Annotated in this window: 17 protein-coding genes and 2 pseudogenes; 8 read left to right on the top strand and 11 right to left on the bottom strand. The window is 64.2% G+C overall.

Translation table 11 applies throughout. The features are described 5' to 3' along the window. Nucleotides 1-5: 5 nt before the first annotated feature. On the top strand, nucleotides 6-1,034 hold the full coding sequence (locus IVB28_RS26220) for an esterase (RefSeq protein ID WP_247530017.1): 1,029 nt from the start codon (nucleotides 6-8) through the stop codon (nucleotides 1,032-1,034). 4 nt (nucleotides 1,035-1,038) lie between these two features. After that, on the top strand, nucleotides 1,039-2,145 hold the full coding sequence (gene tcuB / locus IVB28_RS26215; protein WP_247530016.1) for a tricarballylate utilization 4Fe-4S protein TcuB: 1,107 nt from the start codon (nucleotides 1,039-1,041) through the stop codon (nucleotides 2,143-2,145). On the opposite strand, the gene IVB28_RS26210 is transcribed toward tcuB, so the two are convergent. From IVB28_RS26210 to IVB28_RS26200, 3 genes are all read right to left on the bottom strand, one after another. After that, on the bottom strand, nucleotides 2,109-2,444 hold the full coding sequence (locus IVB28_RS26210; protein WP_247530015.1) for a hypothetical protein: 336 nt from the start codon (nucleotides 2,442-2,444) through the stop codon (nucleotides 2,109-2,111). The two genes, tcuB and IVB28_RS26210, sit on opposite strands and share 37 nt — an antisense overlap. Before the next feature lie 47 nt (nucleotides 2,445-2,491). Next, the gene (locus tag IVB28_RS26205) at nucleotides 2,492-5,896 is read right to left on the bottom strand and encodes an acyl-[ACP]--phospholipid O-acyltransferase (RefSeq protein ID WP_247530014.1); all 3,405 of its coding nucleotides are present in this window, start codon (nucleotides 5,894-5,896) and stop codon (nucleotides 2,492-2,494) included. Nucleotides 5,897-6,253: 357 nt separating this feature from the next. Then, entirely contained in the window at nucleotides 6,254-6,520 is a 267-nt protein-coding gene (locus IVB28_RS26200; RefSeq protein ID WP_247530013.1) for a hypothetical protein, read from the bottom strand. 50 nt (nucleotides 6,521-6,570) lie between these two features. Here IVB28_RS26200 and IVB28_RS26195 point away from each other — a divergent pair, with 50 nt between their 5' ends. Beyond that, entirely contained in the window at nucleotides 6,571-7,191 is a 621-nt protein-coding gene (locus IVB28_RS26195) for a TetR/AcrR family transcriptional regulator (RefSeq protein ID WP_247530012.1), read from the top strand. Nucleotides 7,192-7,206: 15 nt separating this feature from the next. On the opposite strand, the gene IVB28_RS26190 is transcribed toward IVB28_RS26195, so the two are convergent. The 3 genes and pseudogenes from IVB28_RS26190 to IVB28_RS26180 all read right to left on the bottom strand — a co-directional run. Next, nucleotides 7,207-8,514, bottom strand: coding sequence for a GGDEF domain-containing protein (locus tag IVB28_RS26190; protein ID WP_247530011.1), 1,308 nt, complete (start codon nucleotides 8,512-8,514; stop codon nucleotides 7,207-7,209). Nucleotides 8,515-8,761: 247 nt separating this feature from the next. Beyond that, a complete protein-coding gene (gene pncB, locus IVB28_RS26185) occupies nucleotides 8,762-10,066 on the bottom strand; it encodes a nicotinate phosphoribosyltransferase (protein ID WP_247530009.1) in 1,305 nt (434 codons plus the stop codon). A gap of 183 nt (nucleotides 10,067-10,249) precedes the next feature. Further along, nucleotides 10,250-10,605 (bottom strand): annotated as a pseudogene (locus IVB28_RS26180) (LysR family transcriptional regulator); the annotation flags it as partial. A gap of 3 nt (nucleotides 10,606-10,608) precedes the next feature. On the opposite strand from IVB28_RS26180, the pseudogene IVB28_RS29535 reads away from it, so the two are divergent. Further along, a pseudogene (locus tag IVB28_RS29535) lies at nucleotides 10,609-10,800 on the top strand (hypothetical protein); the annotation flags it as partial. Here the strand turns inward: IVB28_RS29535 and IVB28_RS26175 are convergent. After that, the gene (locus IVB28_RS26175) at nucleotides 10,756-11,655 is read right to left on the bottom strand and encodes a helix-turn-helix domain-containing protein (RefSeq protein ID WP_247530007.1); all 900 of its coding nucleotides are present in this window, start codon (nucleotides 11,653-11,655) and stop codon (nucleotides 10,756-10,758) included. The pseudogene IVB28_RS29535 and the gene IVB28_RS26175 overlap by 45 nt on opposite strands. Before the next feature lie 50 nt (nucleotides 11,656-11,705). On the opposite strand from IVB28_RS26175, the gene pobA reads away from it, so the two are divergent. Further along, nucleotides 11,706-12,878 (top strand): 4-hydroxybenzoate 3-monooxygenase, encoded by a 1,173-nt coding sequence (gene pobA, locus IVB28_RS26170; protein WP_247530005.1) that lies wholly within the window; start codon nucleotides 11,706-11,708, stop codon nucleotides 12,876-12,878. A 13-nt stretch (nucleotides 12,879-12,891) separates the two neighbouring features. Here the strand turns inward: pobA and IVB28_RS26165 are convergent, their stop codons facing one another. Further along, a complete protein-coding gene (locus IVB28_RS26165; protein ID WP_247530003.1) occupies nucleotides 12,892-15,042 on the bottom strand; it encodes an adenylate/guanylate cyclase domain-containing protein in 2,151 nt (716 codons plus the stop codon). Between the two features lie 19 nt (nucleotides 15,043-15,061). Further along, entirely contained in the window at nucleotides 15,062-15,730 is a 669-nt protein-coding gene (locus tag IVB28_RS26160; RefSeq protein WP_247530001.1) for a hypothetical protein, read from the bottom strand. Nucleotides 15,731-16,338: 608 nt separating this feature from the next. Here IVB28_RS26160 and IVB28_RS26155 point away from each other — a divergent pair. From IVB28_RS26155 to IVB28_RS26145, 3 genes are all read left to right on the top strand, one after another. Then, entirely contained in the window at nucleotides 16,339-16,791 is a 453-nt protein-coding gene (locus IVB28_RS26155) for a hypothetical protein (protein ID WP_247529998.1), read from the top strand. 160 nt (nucleotides 16,792-16,951) lie between these two features. Beyond that, nucleotides 16,952-17,317, top strand: a complete 366-nt coding sequence (locus IVB28_RS26150) for a hypothetical protein (RefSeq protein ID WP_247529995.1) — start codon at nucleotides 16,952-16,954, stop codon at nucleotides 17,315-17,317. A gap of 75 nt (nucleotides 17,318-17,392) precedes the next feature. Beyond that, the gene (locus IVB28_RS26145; RefSeq protein WP_247529993.1) at nucleotides 17,393-17,839 is read left to right on the top strand and encodes a CHRD domain-containing protein; all 447 of its coding nucleotides are present in this window, start codon (nucleotides 17,393-17,395) and stop codon (nucleotides 17,837-17,839) included. Nucleotides 17,840-17,886: 47 nt separating this feature from the next. Here the strand turns inward: IVB28_RS26145 and IVB28_RS26140 are convergent, their stop codons facing one another. Together IVB28_RS26140 and IVB28_RS26135 are read right to left on the bottom strand one after the other, a co-directional pair. Further along, a complete protein-coding gene (locus IVB28_RS26140; RefSeq protein ID WP_247529991.1) occupies nucleotides 17,887-18,252 on the bottom strand; it encodes a VanZ family protein in 366 nt (121 codons plus the stop codon). An 86-nt stretch (nucleotides 18,253-18,338) separates the two neighbouring features. Beyond that, nucleotides 18,339-19,871, bottom strand: coding sequence for an EAL domain-containing protein (locus IVB28_RS26135; RefSeq protein WP_247529989.1), 1,533 nt, complete (start codon nucleotides 19,869-19,871; stop codon nucleotides 18,339-18,341). Nucleotides 19,872-20,366: the final 495 nt, after the last annotated feature.

The following is a 20,366-nucleotide window of genomic DNA, read 5'->3' as shown; positions in this document are numbered from 1 at the left end:
GGACCATGTCGCGCCTTGCCATTGCCTCGATCACGGCTCTGCTGATGGTCGGCGACGCCCGCGCCGCCGAGCCGATCACGCTGCGTGACATGGGTTCGTTCCACGTCGGCGGGCGTCTCGTCGAAATCTCCGGCAAGCCGGTGAAGGAGGTCGTGTTCACGCCTGGCGGCGTGCCGGCCAAGGTCGACCCCAACGGCACCTATCAGGTCGAGCAGATGTACGTGCAGTATTTCCTGCCGGCCAACGAGAAGGGGGCCTATCCGCTGCTGATGTGGCATGGCGGCGGACTGACCGGCGTCACCTACGAGACCACGCCTGACGGGCGCGAAGGTTGGCTCAATTACTTCCTGCGCAAGGGATGGGCAGTCTACAATTCCGACGCGGTCGAGCGTGGGCGCGCAGGCTGGGCGCAATACCCCGATATCTTCAAGGGCGAGCCGGTCTTTCTCACTACGGCCAATCCGTTCGAGCGCTTCCGCATCGGCGATGGGCCAAACTCCTACGATCCAGATCCTGCCAAGCGAAGGCTGTTGCCGGGCAACCAGTTCCCCGTCGAGGGCTATGAGAATTTCGTCAAGCAGAACGTTCCGCGCTGGACCACGACGGACGATGCGATCATCGCGGCCTATATCGCCGAGCTCGACCGCGTCGGCCCCTCGGTGATCCTGTTCCACAGCCAAGCCGGCAGCTTCGGCTTCAAGGTCGCGCAAGCCCGGCCCGACAAGGTCAAGGCGCTGATCGCAATCGAGCCGGCCGGCATCGGCGATCCCGCCAAGGCGGATGTCCTGAAGAGCATTCCGACCCTGATCATCTATGGCGACTATATCGAGCGCGATTCGCGCTGGCCCAAGATCCGTGCCAACGGCATCGCCTTTGCGGACGCCATCAAGGCAGCCGGCGGCAGCGTCGATGTCGTCGACCTTCCTCAAGCCGGCATCAAGGGCAATTCGCACATGGTGATGATGGACAAGAACAATCTCGAGGTCGCAGGCCTGATCCAGAAATGGCTCGAGGCCAAGGGCCTGACGAAGTAAAGCCATGCACGGAACCAGAATTCTCGACGAAGCCGACCGCCTGATGACGGTCTGCAATTCCTGCCGCTATTGCGAGGGATTGTGCGCGGTGTTTCCGGCGATGGAGATGCGCCGCGCCTTCTCCGACGGCGACCTCAACTATCTCGCCAACCTCTGCCACGCCTGCGGCGCCTGCTATGTCGATTGCCAGTTCTCGCCGCCGCACGAGTTCAACGTCAACGTTCCAAAGACGCTGGCCGTTGCGCGCGCCGAGTCCTATGCGGCGTATGCCTGGCCGCGCGTGCTGTCAGGCACATTTGCGCGGAACGGTCTCGTGATCAGCATCGTCGCCGCGCTTAGCATGGCGGCCTTCATCCTCGGCTTCGCCGCCCTGAACGACCGCAGCGTGCTGTTCGGCGTTCATACCGGCCCCGGCGCCTTCTACAGACTGATGCCGCATAACGCCATGGCCGCACTGTTCAGCGCCGCCTTCCTGTATGCGATCCTCGCCCTCGTCATGAGCGTGCGCGCGTTCTGGCGCGACATCGGTCCGCCGATCGGCGGCCGGGCCGACGGCGGCTCGATCTTTCAGGCGATCCGCGATGCCTGCGAGCTGCGCTATCTCCATGGCGGCGGCGTCGGCTGCTACAACGAGGACGAGAAGCCGACCGACCGACGCAAGCTCTATCACCACCTCACCTTTTACGGCTTCCTGCTCTGTTTTGCCGCGACCTCCGTCGCCACGCTGTATCACTATCTGCTCGGCCGCGAGGCGCCGTATCCGTGGTGGGACCTGCCCGTGGTGCTGGGCACGCTCGGCGGCATCGGTCTCATCGTCGGACCGATCGGCCTGTTCATGGCCAAGATGCGGCGCGATCCCGCGCTGCTCGATGAAGCCCGCTACGGCATGGATGTCGGCTTCATTGCCATGCTGTTCCTGACCGGTTTCACCGGCATGGCGCTTCTGGTCCTGCGCGAGACCGCCGCCATGGGTCCGCTGCTCGCGCTGCATCTCGGCGCGGTGTTCGCGCTGTTCGTCACCATGCCCTATGGCAAGTTCGTGCATGGCATCTACCGCTTCGCGGCGCTGCTGCGTTATGCGCAGGAGCGGCGCAGCGAAGCCGGCTCTTGAGTTTCAGACGGTCGGAAGCGGCCGTCGCGCAGGAAGGTGATCGTTTGCGCAATTGCGATGGCGTGGCGCGGAAGCCCGGTATGGGACGCCTTCACGACGACATGCTCGGCCATGCCGGCCAGCATCGCGCTTTGCACCGAGACCCGCCCGTCATTCGGCTTCGGCAGGACGAAGAGACCCGCAACGGGATCGATGAAGCGTGCAACGGTGCGTCGCGTTCGGCGAAATAGGCGATGGAGCGTCCGCTCCAGCTTGGTCAGGGATGCCGAGGTCCGCGCGATGCCATGAAGCAGAACCACTCCCGGGCATCGCGCAGCGCCTGATTGAGACGCCTCGTGCATCTCTCTTACGCCACCTCGCGCTCCGGCGCGGACGCCTGCTCGCGGGCCATCGTCGTTGCCGTGACATAATCGGTCTTGCCGGTACCGAGCAGCGGCACCTTCTCGACCACCATGATCGCGGCGGGAACGGTCAGCTCTGACGCGCCGATCGTCTTGGCCTGGCCCAGCATCGCGCTGCGCTCGGCGTTCTTCTCCGTCGTCAGCAGCACGATGCGCTCGCCCTTGCGCGGGTCGGGGATCGAAACGGCGACCGATGCGGCCTGCGGCCACAATGTGGTGGCGATGCTCTCCACCGCGGACAGCGAGACCATTTCGCCGGCGATCTTGGCAAAGCGCTTGGCGCGGCCTTTGATGGTGATGAAGCCGGAAGCGTCGATCGCCACGATGTCGCCGGTGTCGTGCCAGCCATCGGCGAGCGGCTCGAGCACGCCGGGATTTTCGGCCCTGAGGTAACCGAGCATCACGTTCGGTCCGCGCACCGAGAGGCGACCACCTTCCTCGATGCCGGGGACCGGATCGAGGCGGCTCTCCATCAGCGGCGACAGGCGGCCGACGGTGCCGGGGCGATTGGCCATCGGCGTGTTCATCGCCAGCACCGGCGCCGTCTCGGTGACGCCATAGCCTTCGAGGATACGGATGCCGTAGCGCTCCATGAACACCTGCCGTGTCCGATCCTTGACCGCTTCAGCGCCGGCGATCACCAGTCGCAGGGTGCGGAAGTCGTAGGCATGGGCCGAGCGGGCGTAGCCGGTGAGGAACGTATCGGTGCCGAACAGGATCGTCGCGCCGGTCTGGTAGATCAGCTCGGGGACGATCCGGTAGTGCAGCGGCGAGGGGTACATGTAGATCGGAATGCCCGCCAGCAGCGGCATCATCATTCCGCCGGTGAGCCCGAACGAGTGGAACACCGGCAGCACGTTGAACACCTTGTCGTTGGCGTTGGCGTCGACCCGCGCCAGCGCCTGCGCCGCGTTGGCGAGGATGTTGCGGTGGGACAGCACCACGCCCTTGGGCGTGCCTTCCGAACCGGAGGTGAACAGCACCACGGCCGGATCGTTGGCCTGGCGGGCGACGCGCGGCGTGGTGCCGGCGAGCAGGCCCCTGATCTTGTCGGCGACGCCGATCGACGTGCGGACGTCCTCGAGATAGACGACACGCGCCTCCGCGGAGATCGCGGTCATCAGCTTGTCGAGCTTGCCCTTCTCGATGAAGGCTTTCGAGGTCAGCACGGTCTTGACCTGCGCGGCCTTCATGGCGGCGAGGACGTTGATCGGACCGGCCGAGAAGTTGAGCATCGCCGGCACCCGGCCGATGTTCTGCAGCGCCATGAAGACGACGGCGACGCCGGCCGAGTTCGGCAGCAGCACGCCGACGTTCTCGCCGACAGTGCTGCCGCTCTCGAGCTTGCGGCTCAGGACCTGCGCGCCAAGGATCAACTTGCGGTAGGTCAGCTTGGTGCCGAGCGCATCCTCGATGATGACCTTGCCGGTGTCGCGGTCGCGATAGGCGTGACCGAGGGCTTCGAACAGGCTGTGATCGAGCATGGCGTTCTTGACCATCGCGTCGATCATCACATCCTGGAGTGCGGCGCCCGCAGCGTTGCGGCGTGCCTTGCCCTTCAGCAAGGGATCGACCGGCAGCTTGACCGGCGGCAGGATGGTGACCGTCACCCGCGGAAACCAGGAGCGCTTGATCTGGCTCGAGTTGAGGTAGCTGAGATGCGAGCGCTGGGCCCCCTCGATACGGACCGGCACCACGACGGCGTCAGCCTTGTCCGCGATCATCGCGGTGCCGTCATAGACCTTCATCAGCGATCCCGAGACGGTGATGCGTCCTTCCGGGAAGATCACGACGGGCTCGCCGGCAGCGACGAGCTTGATCAGGTCACGCGCGGCCAGCGGCTTGCTCGGGTCCATGGTGTAATGCTTGACCACGCGCAGGAACGGCTTGGCCCACCAGGCCTTGGCGATGCCGGTATCCACTGCGAAGCTGGCGTCGATCGGCAGCACGGCGTGCAGCAGCGGGCCGTCGATCAGGCTGACATGGTTGGGCGCGATCAGCATGCGGGTGCCGGCAGGCGGCAGATTCTCGAGCCCGCGGATCTCGGTGCGGAACAGCGCACGGAACAGCAGCCCGCCGAAATCGCGCACGCCTTCCTTGCCCCATTTGGTCAGGACAAACCACACCGCGCCGAAGCTGGCGACGCCGAGGCCGAAGAAGATCCAGCCGATATGGAGACCAGCCGCCTGTAGCACCGCTACGAACAGCGAGCCAATGACCATGAAGGCGGCTTGCAGCACGTTGCCGGCGGCGATGATGCGGGCGCGCTCGGACGGCGCCGACCAGGCCTGAACAGCCGCAAAGGACGGCACGACAAACAAGCCGCCGCCGAAGGCGAAGGCGACGAAGTCGATCAGCATGCGCAGGCCGGCGAAGGAGGTTGCGAAACCGGCCGCGCTGATGTCCTGCCCCTTGGTGGTCACGCCGATGGCCCAGGCGAGATCGAGGCCGGCGAACCCCATGATGATGGCGCCGATCGGCACCAGCGCGAGATTCGGACGAACGTGGCTCAGGCTGGCCGCGAACAGCGAGCCGATGGCGATGCCGATCGCGAAGATCGCAAGGCACAGCGTCACCACGCCCTCGGTGCCGCCGACGACATCCTTCACCAGCGCCGGCAACAGCGACAGCACGATAGCGCCGACCAGCCAGAACCAGGAAACGATCACGGTGCCGTCCCACAGCCGGTGATCGGCGTGCAGAGTCTTGAGGAGGCCGACCGTCGACGTCCAGGGATTGGCGTTGACGGGCAGATCTGGCGCGGACGGCGTCGTCTGCGGGATGCGCGAGGCAAAGGCCCATGACAACAGTGCCAGCACGACCACGGCCGACGCGACCCAGCCCATATGCGCCGAGCCGGCCACGAACTGGCCGCCGGCGACGGTGCCGAGCAGGATCGCCATGAAGGTCGCGCCTTCGACCAACGCGTTGCCAGTCGCGAGCTCGCCGAGCTCGAGCTGATCCGGCAGCATGGAATATTTCACGGGCCCGAACAGGGCGGCGATGACGCCAAACAGCGCGAGCGCTGCGAACAGGAGCGGCACCGAGTGCAGGAAGAAGCCGGCCGCTGCAAAGCAGGCCGCGAAGATCTCGGCGAATTTGAGCCGCCTTGCGACGACGGATTTGATGTATTTGTCGGCGAGCTGGCCGCCGAGCCCGGACAGGATGAAATAGGGGAAGATGAAGACGGCGCCGGCTACCGTCACCAGCGCATCGCCGTGGCCGGTCGCGGCACTGTAAAGCAGGATGATGACAAGTGCGTTCTTGAGCACGTTGTCATTGAGCGCCGAGAAAAATTGCGCCCAGAACAGCGGCGCAAAGCGGCGTGACGACATCAATTCCCTGATCATGACTAGTCCTGTTTTGGAAAGGCAGCCTGAGGTTCGTTACGTTATCTGTGAAGCGTCACGACCGGACGGGCATGGGAGGACCGATTGCAGGGGGCGACGGTCGCCGGCCTGCCTTTTCCCCCTCGATCCCTCCGATCCTTGGTCTCCAACTGGTCTCGTTTGGTTCGCAAATATCTGGTCGCGGCCAGGTTGGGGCGGAATGGCCGCGCTTGGCGGGATATCGCGTGGGACGATGAGGAAAAGCTGAACCGCATCGCCACACCCCGCGAGATCGGCTGCGAAAGTCGGGAGATGGTAATTCCTTCCTTGCAACCGGGTCTTGCATTCGAGCCGATCAGAACGTGGCGGATGCGCATCTCAGGTGAGATGGGCGAGGTGGCGAAAGGGCGAGAAGCGGCCGAGCAGGCTGAACCGGCGGCCCTCCTGACGCGCACGGGCACGGCTCGCGCGCCACGTCCGGAAGGTCGCGCGCCGCTCAGTGAGCACGCCGGCGATGTCGCAGGCATTGGCGATGCGATCGATCGGGGCCATGGCAAAGCGCAGCACGGCCCGGCCGAGGCCGGTCGCGATAGCAGCAGCGTCATCGACGAAGGTGAAGGCGATATCAACAGCGAGGGTTTGCATTTTCAGTTCTCCGGGTTAAGTTGAACAATGTTCACATGAGTAGCTTGAAAATGAACAATGTTCAAGAAGAATCGCGGCGGGACCAGAAAAAAAATCGGCGCCGGCTCCAGATCCTGGAGATCGCCCGCAGCATTATCGCGGCTAAAGGGCTGGAATCGTTGAAGGTCCGTGACGTGGCCGAAGCCGCCGGCTGTTCCGTGGGCAGCGTCTATAACGAGTTTGGCGACTTCGACGGGGTGATCCTGACCGTCAATCGGGAGACCGTTCAGGCGCTCACGGCCCGGCTTGGCGGGGTTCCGGCCGAGGACCCCGTTCGCCAGCTCTATGGGCTTGCCGCGACCTATCTCGAATTCTTTGCCGAGCACGCCAATCTGCTGCGCTCGCTGTTCGAGCATCGGATGGAGGACGACCGTCCTTATCCCGATGACATCCTGCAGATGGTGATGGATGCCTTTGCGCTGATGCATCCGCCCCTGGTGCGGCTATTGCCGGATGCGGATGACGTGAAGATCGCGCTGCTGTCGCGGACCTTGTTCTCCGCCGTACACGGAATCATCTCGCTCGGTCTTGAGGAGCGCATGGTGGCCGTGCCGCCCCAGATGCTGCGCCAGCAGGTCGAGCAATTTGTCGACACGCATCTGGCGGGTCTCGGAATTCTGCCTTTGCGGTGAACGGGGCGAGCCGCCTCAGGCCCGTGCAGCTTCGCGTGCCCTGGTTGCAATGGCGATGACGTCCACTCTGCCGCCCTCGACCTGAACGCGGTTGCGTCCCTTTTCCTTGGCGCGATAACAGGCGGCATCTGCGCGCCGCATTGCGTCCTCGAGCGTGGTGTTGCGGTCGGCGATGCATGCGACGCCGATGCTGGCGGTCACCGCAAAGCAGCGATCGTCCCAGGCGAAGTTGAGCAGCTCCAGCGATTGCCGCAGCCGTTCGGCGATATCGACCGCTTTCGCAGGCGGGCACTGCGGCAGGATCAGCCCGAATTCGTCGCCGCCGAGCCGGGCCACGAGATCACGCGGATGCCGATCCTGTTGCAGGAGGCGCGAGGCTTGGCAGAGCAGACGGTCGCCAGCAAGGTGCCCGCAGGTGTCGTTGACGTTCTTGAACTGATCGAGGTCGAGCAGGATCAAGCCCAGCGAACCCGCCGCGGCAACGTTCAATTCGCTTTGCAGGCGCGCCTCGAAGGCGCGGCGGTTGGAGAGGCCGGTCAGCCAGTCATGTGATGCCTGCCAGGCCAGGCGTTCCTTCTCGGCATGCAGGGCGTCTTCGAATGTCTGTCGTTGCAGCACCAATCGCCTGGTGTGCCAGATCAGGAGTAGGATCAGCGCCACGGCGGTGACGATGTTGATGCCGGTCAGCGTCAGCTTGATGGCACGGGAGCCTTCTCCGAGGACAGTGGAGAACCGTTTGGCATGCACCGTGAACTGGGTGTTGAGTTCGGAGAGCCGCGACGACAGGAATTGCAGGCGGTTTGGATCCTGAACTCTGCCGTTCTCCAGCTCGGACCGGATGACCTCGCCGAACACGCTCAGCTCCAGCAGCATCGGATCGGTAGCGGTCCACTCGCGGATCGCTTCCTGCAGGAAGCTGACGCGGTTGAAATAACGAAACAGCCAGATCAATCCAGAAACATCATCAGGATGATTGCCACCTTGCAGGAAGCCGATGCGCGCGGCATCGACGTCGACCGGATCGCGCTCGAGCGCCCAGCGCGCGAACTCGTCGCCGATGGGAACGGCGAGCGAGGCCTGGTATTGCGTGAACTGGCTGGCGTCACCCGAATGCAGATAGAGATTGAGGAAATAGACGGCGTTCTTCTGCGAGCGCGACCACATCGCTTCGCCCGCGACATAGGCGCGAACCGACGACATCACCTCGAGACTGAATCCCGCGATCGCCGCCTGGAGCACGACGACCATCACGAAAGGCGAGACGAGCTTGATGACGTGAAGGAAGCTGTGTCCCTTCATCGACGTCGCTGTTCTGCGAAACACCAGGCGTTCCCCAAATCGCGCAACGAGCCCAGCGGAAGCGCTGCGCCTGCAACGTGAAGTAGTGGAGATGGTTGCTTAATTCGATCTGAAAAGCGCGCAGGACTGTGGCGCAGGGTGAAGGCACTGTGACGTGGATATGCGCAGATCGCTTTAAATGCAGCTAAACCGGATCTGGCGCGGTATCGCCGAACCAATGCCTCGGATGCGTCGTGCGCGGTCTGCTTGATGAAGAGAGTCGGGTCCGCGGCTAGACCAGCACCGGCTTGCGCACGCGGCCAGCGTCGCCGAATACGCGCAGGTAACGCTCGATCTCCGAGGGCATGCCGGTCGCCTTCTCCGGATTGTCGGAGAGCTTGACGGCGGGACGGCCGTCGACCGACGACACCTTGCAGACCAGTGAGATCGGATCGAGATTGAACGAGCCATCCGGCGTGCAGCCGACGAAATCATTGGTGAGGTTGGTGCCCCAGCCGAAGGAGAGCCGCACCCGGCCGGAAAAGTGGTGATAGGTCTCCTCGATCGAGCCGACATCCATCGCGTCGGAAAAGACGAGCAGTTTGTCCCGGGGGTTGCGACCCTTCTTCTCCCACCAGGCGACGATCTCCTCGCCGGCCTCGATCGGCGGCGCGCTGTCGGGCCGGAAGCCGGTCCAGTCGGCGACCCATTCCGGCGCATCGCGCAGGAAGGCCTTGGTGCCGAAGGCATCGGGCAGTGCGATCAGGAGGTTGCCGCCATAGGTCTGGCGCCACTGGTCGAGAATGCGATAGGGCGCCCAGCGCAATTCCTCGTCGTCCTTGGCGAGCGCGGCCGCGACCATCGGCAGCTCGTGCGCGTTGGTGCCGATGGCTTCGAGATCGTTGTCCATCGCGAGCAGCACGTTGGAGGTGCCGATGAAGGACGGGCCGAGGCCTTCCTTCACCGCCTCCACGCACCAGCGCTGCCAGAGGAAGCCGTGACGGCGGCGGGTGCCGAAGTCGGACAGGCGCAGGTTCTCCAGCCCGCGCAGCCGTTCCACCTTGGTCCACAGCTTGGCCTTCGCGCGGGCATAGAGCACGTCGAGCTCGAAGCGGCCGCGGCCCTTGATCGCCGCGCGCGAGCGCAATTCGTTGAGGATGGCGAGCGCCGGGATCTCCCACATCGTGGTGTGGGTCCAGGGCCCGTGGAAATGCAGTTCGTACTGGCCCTCGACCTTGCGCAGCTCATACTCGGGTAGCCGGAATTCGGCCAGCCAGCGGATGAAGTCCGCCGAGAACATGTGGGTCTTGCCGTAGAAGGTGTTACCGGCAAGCCAGATCAGCTCCTTCTTGGTGAAGCGGATGGTGCGGGCGTGGTCGAGCTGGGCGCGCAACTCGCCCTCGTCGATGATCTCCGCGAGCCGGACGTGGCGCGAGCGATTGATGACCGAGAAGGTCACCTGCTGCTTCGGGTAAGTCTCCCGAATCATTTGCAACATCAATAGCTTGTAGAAGTCGGTATCAAGCAGGCTGCGGATGATGGGATCCAGCCGCCAGCTGTGATTGTAGGTCCGGCTCGCAATGTCGGTCACTGTCATGGGGGGATTTTAGCGTGGCTCCCCTCGCGCAACCAGTGGGTTTGGCGAGGGGCAGGTCACCCGGTCCCGCGCCCGGCGGGGCCACCGTCCGGGACGCATTCGAGGGCGGCAGCGATGATTGCACCGTGTCAAACTGTTCGCTGGGCGCGACGCGGCGGCCGCGCAATTGGGCGGGATCCTTGTTCAGCCGCCTGCCGCCATCGCCGCGACACCCTCGAGCTGGCTCCTGACCCAACGGTGGACCGGATCTTTCTGATAGCGCTGGTGCCAGACCATGAACATCGGCAGCTCAGCCAGCGTCCGCGTGCGGAACGCCAAACGGGATTCCGCGTCTGCGCGAACCGCGCATGACCCCGGACGCCAGCGGGCTCGGCATGCTCGCCAGCATCTGCGAGCCGCGAAGGAAGGCGGCACGCCGGAACAGTTCGGCACCGAGATCGCGATGTCGCGGCGAAGGCCGTTGACCGCCAGCGGCGGTCGAAGCCGAGCCGCTCATTGTCGGTGTAGACGACAGTAATGTGTCGCGCCGCGAGATAGGCACCGCCGACCCCGCGCTCAACCTGATCGAACAGCCGTCCCGGCGCTCGACTCTGATCGCAAAGCACTGCGAGCGTGCCGGCAAGGTCGTGTATTGCTTTACGATCAATTTGCAGGGGCCGGAGGAGAGGTGTTTTTCGACGTGTGAGGTCTCACGTGTCGCCGCCGTGGAGCCGCGCCCGAAAGCTCCGCGGTGACACTCCCGTGGCCGCGGCGTAGACCCGGCTGAAATAGGCGGGGTCCTCGAAGCCGAGCGTGTAGGCGATCGTCGACACCGGCAAATTGGTGTAGACGAGGTTGCGCCGTGCCTCGCGGATCAGCCGGTTGAGGATCAGGTGCGAGGCGGTATCGCCGGTCGCCGCCCGTGTGATCCGGTTGAGATGCGTCGGCGTCACCGCGAGCGCCTCGGCATAGTCCGCGACGCTCCAGCGTTCCAGATGATGCTGCTCCAGTAGCGCCTCGAAGCGGCGGAACAGGCTGGACTCGACCGCGCCGTTGCCGCCGCTGTCGCGCGTGAGCGCGCGCGCCACCAGCCCGATCATGGCGGACGACAACGCGCGCAGCACATGCGCGCGGCCAAAATCCCGCGCGGCATGTTCGGCGAAGATCTGCTTCATGATGGCGCGGATCTGCGGTGTGCCGCGTACCACGGAAGAGCGCGACAGCGCACCGCGCAGGCCCTCGGCGGCGAGCAGCGCTTCGTCCAGAATCTCCGCGGCGATGGTCAGCACCCACCCTTGCGTATCGGGCACAAAGCGGAAGCCGTGGACGTGGCCGACGGGCACGTTGACGATCTGCATCGGCCTCAAGGGCACCACCCGCCCGTCAAGCGTCGCCTCGCCGCCGCCGCGCTCGATCAGCAGCACCTGGTGCAGCCGGGCGTGGCGGTGCACGGCCAGGGTCCAGTCGTGCAGCACCGAGCGGGACGCGATGGTCTCGCAATGCACGACGTCGGGCAGATCGCCGGACTCGCCGAACAGATTGTAGATCCGGATCGCCGGGGCTGTGCGTTTCATGTTCGAATCGTACAAGACAATGGCGAAACCCTCCATCGGTCTGCGGCGTCAAATCTGCAAAAAAGTGCCGACGGGAGGACGCAGAAATGAAAGTTCAGGTGTGTATCATCGGGGGCGGCCCCTCAGGGCTGCTGTTGTCCCAGCTCCTGCACCTGAAGGGCATCGACACGGTCGTGCTGGAGAAATACAGCCGAGACCACGTGCTCGCCCGCATCCGCGCCGGCGTGCTCGAGCATGGCTTCGCCAAGTTGATGCGCGAGGCGCAGTGCGGTGAGCGAATGGATCGCGAGGGCGAAATCCACACCGGTTTCGAGATCGCCCATGACGGCGTGCTCTCCAAGATCGACCTGCACAAGCATTCCGGCGGCAATTCGGTGCTGGTCTACGGCCAGACCGAGCTGACGCGCGACCTCTATGAGGCGCGCGACCGCCACGGCGGCAAGGTCGTGCACGATGCGCAGGACGTGACGCCGCATGATCTGATGTCGGACCGGCCCTACGTGACCTATCGATCCAACGGTGAGATCGTGCGCGTCGATTGCGACTATGTGGTCGGCGCCGATGGTTTCCACGGCGTCAGCCGCAAGTCGATCCCGAAGGACGTGCTGCGCGAATATGAAAAGGTCTATCCGTTCGGCTGGCTGGGCGTGCTATCGCGCACCAGGCCGGTCTCGCCTGAGCTGATCTATGTGAAACACGAGCGTGGCTTTGCGCTCTGCTCTCTGCGCTCGCAGGTGCTCAGCCGCTACTACATCCAGGTGCCGCTGACCGCCAAGGTCGAGAGTTGGAGCGACGATGCGTTCTGGGCCGAGCTGAAGCGCCGCCTTCCTGACGAGGTCGCCGGCAACCTGATCACGGGGCCGTCGATTGAGAAGAGCATCGCGCCCCTGCGCAGCTTCGTCGCGGAGCCGATGAGCTATGGCCGGCTGTTCCTCGCCGGCGACGCCGCTCACATCGTGCCGCCGACGGGCGCGCGCGGGCTGAACAGCGCCGCGTCGGACATCTATTATCTCTATCACGCCTTGCTCGCGCATTATCAGAGCGGCGATGATTCCGGCCTTGCAGGCTATTCCGCCAAGGCGCTCGCGCGGATCTGGAAAGCGCAGCGCTTCTCGTGGTGGATGACGATGCTCCTGCACCGCTTTCCCGACCGGCCCGCCTACGAGGATCGGTTGCAGCAGACGGAGCTGGACTATCTGCTCTCGTCCGAGACGGCGCAGCGCCTGCTCGCCGAGAATTACGTGGGGCTGCCGTTTTAGGGCAAAGTGGCCGCTACTTCCCTTCCAGCGTATGAACGGGTGTCCAATCGGATGCTGGCGGATTTGCGACCAGCGTTCGCGCGCGTTCGGCAAAGCGCGCCGATGCCCGGTCGATCTCTGCGACACGCCCGAACGCATCAGACGCCTTCGCAAAGTCCCGCGCGCGCCAGCAGGCGAGTCCCTGCGCATACGCCGCGGTCACCTTGGTCTGGTCGGCGCTCTCCGTACCTTTGTCCGCCAAAGGCTCAAACACCTTGATGGCCTCGCCGCGGCCCAGCACTCTGATCGCATCGAGCTCGCGCCAAGTGAAACTATCACCGGTCTGCGCCATCGTGGTTTCGGACGCCATGATCGCGGTGCCGTAATATTTGTTGGCGCCCTCGAGGCGGGAGGCGACGTTCACGGTGTCGCTCATCACGGTATAGTTGAAGCGGCGGCGCGAGCCGATATTGCCGACCACGGCTTCGCCGCTATTGAGCCCGATGCGATGCGACAGGCCGTGCCCGGCGAAAGCGGGATTGACGGCATTGAGCTCCGCAAGCCTCGTATGACACTTCAGCGCGGCGCGGACGGCGTTGCGCGCGTGTGCGGGATCGTCGGCCGGCGCGCCGAACATGGCGACGATGGAATCTCCGATATATTTGTCGACGTAGCCGCCATGGCTTTCGATGATGTCGGTCATGGCGGACAGATATTCGTTCATCAGCGTCACCAACTCGCCCGGTGTCATGGTCTCGGCAATGGACGAGAAACCGCTGAGGTCGGAAAAGAACATGGTGACATTGCGCATCTCGCCGCCGAGCGCCGGCATCTTGCCGGAGGAGACCATGGTCTCGATGACCTCCGGCGCGAGGTAAAAGGCGAAGCTCTTGCGCAGGAAGCGCTCGTCGCGATCGGCCAGCACGAACCGGTAGCCGATCATGATCGCGAGCGCGGCAAGGCCGGCGAATGCCGGCTCCGTCAGCGGCAGGGCCAAGGCATGGACGAACGCGCTGACGGCCATGGCCGCGTAAATGGCAGTGAGTGCGAACCAGGCGATCAGCGCACCGCTCGGCGCGAGCATGCAGGCCGCGCATGCGATGGTGAGCGCGAACGCGATCGTGAGAATGCTCCGCGCGGGAAAGCCGAGCTCGGTCGCGGCATCGCGCTCGATCAGGTTGCGGACGGCGGTGGCGTGCACGAATACGCCGGCGATGTCGCTGCGGGCGCGTTGCGTGGCGCGCTCCGGCGCGGGCAGGGCACATCGTGCCGACGGCGTGCCGTCATACCCGCCGGACAGGCGCATCGATGTGAGCTTGCGATCCTCGAAATTCAGGACCGTGCCGAGCAGCACGACCTTGCCATCGAAAGCGCGGCGGAAGAAATCGCGGTCGCCTTTTTCGACGCAGGCGCGCAAATCGGCGAAGGAATAGGCCGGCACGTCGCGGCCCAGCCCCCGAAAGTTGAGCGTCATGGTATTCGGCACTGCGCTCGGAATCGCATAGCCGGACAATTCGGTCGAGCCAGACGGCGCAATCTCGGGCTTTCCGCCAAGCGCACGCGCCGCGAGCTCGACGGCCATTGCCGGCACCGGTTTGCCCTCGATTGAGAAGCTCAGCGGCATTCGCCGGATCACGTCATCGGCGTCGGTATGCACGTTGAGCGCGCGAATACTGTTGCGCACCGCGACTTGCTGTGCGCGATAGGGGACTTCCGGATGGTCGTTGCTCAGGATATCGCCGAGCACCAGTTTGCCGCTGTCGGAGATTTGCCGCAGCGCGATCAGGTAATCCCGGTCGAAGCCCTTCATGCGGCTGCCGACCGACGTGTCGCCAAAAGGAATCTCCGACTGCTCGATCGAGCTCGGAAAGATGACGTCGAAGCCGATCACCTTGGCGCCGCCCTCCGTGATGCTGCCGAGCACCCGGCCGATCTCGCGCGTCCAGGTCTGAGTCGGCGATCCCTTGAAGGGCGGTGTGTCGTAGGTCTCACCGTCGATGGCCACGACGACGACCGGCGACGTAGCGGGATCGCGGCGGTCGCCAATGAGCTTGCCGCGCAGTGCCGTGAGAATGTCGAGTGAGAGGCCTTGCAGGGTCTGGAGCGGCGGAGACGTGAAAATTGCGCCCGCCAGGAGCGCAATCAGGATAGCTGCAACGATGTCCCGTCCCCCGATCCGCCGCATCGCCCTGTCGCTAGGCTACTTATTCGAGCCGCAGCAGGCGGCCGATGATCGGGGTCGGTGACGAGGTGGCGCTGGCGTCGACCAGGAAGGTGTAACGCTTGGCGCCGAGGCTTGCGAGATAGCTGCCGCCGGGGGTCAGCGATTTTCCGGCCTTGGCAAAATCATAAAACTTGCCGCGGATCATGATGTCGTTCTTGAGTGGTACGCTGATCGTGGGTTCCTTGCCGTCGGTGCGCTCGATCACCAGCGTGCTCCCGCTCTTGGCCTGGACCAGCGGCGCGACGCCATAGATCGTCGGCAGCTTGGACGGGGTGCCCTTGGCATCGGACCGCATGGTCCGGAACGTGGTCGCGGCACTCTGGTTCGCCTCGCGCTCGGAGAGCTGCGCCGCCTTGCTGTCACAGGGCACCTTGGCGCGCTGCACGTCGCCGAGCTGCACGGTGCTTTGCTCGGCGCCGACCAACACGACGCCTTCGCTGATCGTCTCGCGCAGGCAGGATCTGAGGTAGCTGAGCGTGATGCTCGCTTTGGGCCCGAGCTTGATGATCTTGCCGGGCGCGACATAGTCCATGAATTCGACGCCGTCGACCTTGCCTTGCACATCCTCGACGATCGCGGCCGGCGTCTCCGCCAAGGCGGGGGCCGCAACACAGAAAGCGCCGATGACGGCGCCGATCAGGCTTCTCATGGGTATGCTCATTTCAATTCGACCGATACTTCGCTGGCCCCCGTCCCGGTGCGATGCTTAGCATCGGAGCGCCCAGGCAAGTGTGACCAGAATCACCCTTTGAGTATTGGTGCACTCTAGCAGGAAGTGGTTCAAACCCGCCATCGGCGACAAGGGGGTGTCGAGCCGTTGGCCGGAGGACGATGTCAGGTGGCCGTCGCAACCTCAGGCGAACGGCTCTCGACGGAAGTGCCCATGATCGGAGCGAGCGGAGCCTCTGGCTTGAGAAACGTCGCCGCCTGCTCCCCGGCGGCGACATCGAGGACGTCGTCCCAGCGCGACAAAAAGGCTTCGACGTAAGCCGGATCGAACGATCGAGCGTGACCGGGATGTTCACCGCGACTTTCTGCAAACACTCGGATCGGTGTCGATCGCTGCCACGGGGTCGACGCGGTCGAGAGCGCTGATGACGGCATAGAATTGTTCTGACGGTGCCCTCGCGCGGCGGCGGCAATTTGAGGGGTTGGCTTTGCAGGGGGTTAACCGTGGCGGAATAGCTCGCCGCATCGGTCATTGCCGCGCCCGGGAGTTGGTTGCAAATACCAGTGAATTTTACGGCGGATGTTTCCATGATGAGAGACGGCAAATACGCGGCCTGGTTCAGGACCCCGCGCGCCCAGGGCACCGGCATCGTGCATCTGGCGGAAGGACGGATCTCCGGCGGCGACTGCTTCTTCACCTATGGCGGCTCCTATCGGTTCGACGACGAGCAGCGCTTCACGGCCGTCCTGACCACGCGGCGGCATGCTGACGGTCCGCCGACGGTGTTCGGGCTGGACGAGGTCGAGGTCAATCTCGCGGGCGTGTGCAACGGTGGGATGGCGACCTGCTCCGGAACAGCGAGGGAAGCCCCCGACGTGATGTTCGAGGTGACGCTTATCTACAGCCAGGAAGACGCACCGGCTGTGGAAGCTCGCGGCGCCGTCGTCAAGCTCAATGACAAATTGCCCAAGGGCCTCGACAGCCGCTCATGGCCGCGTCAATTCCCGGCATCTCCGAGGCCTTCGTCTCTTGAAGCATGATCCGGAAAACTGCGCAGCGGCTTTCCGAAATGATCATGCTTGAACCATTAGTCTTGCGTTGACCCTACCGCAGCGAAACCAGCTGCGACCGCGGCGCGGCAAGGGTGCATTCAGGCGCGCAAAGCTAGGATGAGGCCGCTGTAAAGGACGGACGAGAAACATGCCTCAAATCTGGATGACATACGACGAACTGGCGACGCTCAGCGGCTGCACGCCGGCCGAAGCCAGACTGCGGGCACTCCATCTGTCCCTTGACCGCCGAAAGAGCCGCGACGGCGCAACGCGCGTCAAGCTCGACCTGGCGCTGACCGCCAAGTTCTTCGCATCAATCCGCGAAGCGGATTTCGATCTCGACGGCGCGATCGAGGCGCTCCAGAGCACGCATAGGCAAATGGCCGAACTCCTGGCACCGGCCGGGTTCCCGCGAGCGCGGGGTGGCTTAGGCCCTTCGCCCGACATCCTCGAGCCGGCATCCTCCAGACGGCGCTCGCCGCATTTCCCGTCGCTTTTCGCGAATCAGGCATAAACTTCGCTTTCCGGAATTTCAGGCCGGGACTGGGGTTTCAACCGCAACGGGTCATAAAGCCCGTAGGAGAATGCAATGAGGAAAGCCAAGTATCGGGTCGGCGTGACGATTTTGGGAGCGGCGATGCTCGGTGGGCTGCTGATCGTCACAGCCGCGCCATCACGGGCCGAGGTCATCAAGCTGCAGGCCGACCTCAAAGGCAGCAACGAAGTGCCTCCGAACGGCTCCTCCGGCTCAGGCAAGGCCGAAGCTGCGTTCGATACCGACACCAAAGTCCTGACCTATACGGTCACTTACGCCGATCTGACCGGTGCGGCGATGGCGGCTCATTTTCATGGTCCGGGCGAGGCGGGCAAGAACGCCGGCATCGCTTTGCCGTTCAAGACGGTCCAAAGCCCCATCCAGGGCAGCGCCACGCTCACGGACATCCAGGCCGCCGATCTGCTGGCCGGCAAGTGGTACGCGAACATTCATACGGCTGCGAACCCGGGCGGCGAGCTGCGCGGGCAGATGATGAAGTAAGAGGCCATGTCCCACGGGCGCTGAAAAGATCTTCAGCGCGCTGAGCTTCAGGTCGGCGGCCGGGGCAAGAAGGCCAGGATCGTCTGGGCGAGGATGACACCGAAGGTGCCTCCCGCAGCCTTTTGCAGCACGTCCAGGAAACCCGGGTCACGATCGGGGATCAGCGTTTGCAGGACTTCCAGCCCCATTGCGACGGCCACGACAAGCGAGCAGGCCAAAACGAGCCGGCCGGGCAACAGAAAGGCCAGGAGGAAGCCGAGCAGGCCATAGGCGCTGAAGCGCTCGATCACCACGATCCAGTAGGCCTCGTGATGCCCCATCAGCGCCGGCCGTCCCGCCAGCCTCGCCAGGGTGGCATAGGCGATGAGGGCGAGGCAGATTCCAGCGGCTGCGATGAGGTGATTTCGACGCATGGCCCACCCTAGCCATTTGGGTGCCATTCCGCTTCGAAAGACGAGAATATCGTTAAAACGCCTTGTCGTTCGCCCAGCGGAGATGGTCAGGCGACCAGGACATCGCCAGCCGGCGCCGGGCATACGGAGCGACGGCGTGAATCGAGGAGCTCGCTGAACTTCGCAAACGCGAGCGGTGCGGCGACGAGATAGCCCTGTCCTTCCTCTACGCCGGACGCGATCAAGGCACGGCGCTGCTCCTCCGTCTCGATTCCTTCCGCGACGACCGTCATTCGGAAGTCCTTGGCGAGCGCGACCAGCATTTCGACGATCGTCGTGGTCGATGCATCCAGGGTGATGGTGTCGACGAAGAACTTGTCAATCTTGATCGTGTTGGCGCCGAGCCCTTTGAGCCGCGAGAGCCCGCTATGGCCAACGCCGACATCGTCGATGGCGACCCGGAAGCCATGGTCGCGCAGCTCGGCCACGATCGCTGCGGCGCGCGCGAGATCGTCGAGTTCGTCGCGCTCGGTGACTTCGATCACGATCTGGCGTGCGGAGACTCTGGCCGTCAGAACCGTGCGGCGCAGCGTTTCAACGAAGCCGGCGCTCAACAGGTGCTTGGGCACGACGTTCAGGGACATCTTGAAGGTCTTGTCGGCCCTCAGGACGGGACGCAGGTCGGAAAGCGCCGATCTCAGGATCTGCCAGGTCATCACCTGGATGCGCCCGCTGGATTCGGCCAGCGGAATGAAGTTCATCGGCGGCACCACCGAACCGTCCCGACGAACCCAGCGCGCCAGAATCTCGCAGCCGGTGATCTTGCCTGTCCTGAGATCGAAGATGGGTTGGTAGTATGGCTTGAATTCCCGGGCTGCTAACCCGCGATCGAGATCGGCGACCGGCCCTTCCATCCGGCGGCTGCGCGCCAGCAGGATGCCGAAGATGACCCCAAGTCCAAGGGAGACTGCGAGCGCGGGCCAATAAGCCTCGCTGTTCCAGCTCGAAAGGGCGGCGTGTTCGAGCCGGATCGTGGCGTGAAGCGGCAAGCGCGTGGAATGGCGCTCGAAGCTGATTGGTCCCAGCAGGGGCCTGTCGGCATCGAGCCGGAATTCGCCGAGCTTCTCGCCATTGCTCAGGGCTAGGGTCACATCGCTGTGCGCGCGCAGCTCGGCGGGCATCAGATCGAACAGGTTGGCATTGATGCCGACAATGGCGACCAGGGCGGAGCTGCGGTTGACGTCCTTGAGCACGCCCAATGCGTCGCCGCCGAATTGCTCCACGCGGAACAGCGAGAGCTCCTTGTCTTGCGAGGACAGCATGTCGTGGCGACCTGCCCATCCCTTGTCGAACTCGAGCGTCTCGGAATAGGCCGAGCAGATCACCGAGCCGTCCGGATTGACGAGACGGACATCCTTGATGGCCGAGCGCTGGTAGACGTGGAGCCGGACGGCTTGCAGCGCGGCCGGAGCGCAGCTGGCAAGATCACGGTTCACAAGCTCGTCCAGGCTCCCCGCGGCAAAATCGGCTGCGAATTCGGCGCGGCGCAAAACGACCTCGGTCAGCTCGTTGAGCTGGTGCGCCTGTTGCTGACGAATGACGGCCTCGGCCGCGAAATGGCCGGCCAGGGCGAACGCCATCGTGCTCGCAAGCACGAGCGCCACAAACGGAAGGTTCGGTCGCTGCGGTCTCATCTGGTCCGGGCGGAATTCACGAGAGGCTGGGTGACTGATCTTGGGAACTGGTTTTGGGAATTGATCCTAGCCAGCGGGGGCTAAGATAGGGTTTAACGGGCGGACCGGTCCGGAAGGGCTACCGAGTGGTTGCCTGACCGATGGTCGCGCGCCCGAGCAGAAAGTTGAGCAGAATGATCAGGACGTTAAGCCTCCTCCTCCTGTCCTTCGTCGTCGGAAGCTCCGCGGCCTGGGCTCAGGGAACCAAAGACCAGCCATCCGGCACTCAGCCCACCTCCCGCAGTGGCACCGCGACGAATTCCGGTTCGGACAGCATGGGTGGAGCTTTCAAGGGAACGGGGACACCCAACTACGGCACCAGCCCCGGGATGGGCTCCCAGAAGAAGACGCGCAACTAACACATGATCCGGAAAAGCGCGCAGCGGTTTTCGGAAAAGTCCG

Origin of the sequence: Bradyrhizobium sp. 199, assembly GCF_023073355.1 — a bacterium.
Classification (GTDB): Bacteria; Pseudomonadota; Alphaproteobacteria; order Rhizobiales; family Xanthobacteraceae; genus Bradyrhizobium.
Note: the sequence above shows the minus strand (reverse complement) of the source record. Positions and strands in the feature narration are given on the sequence as shown.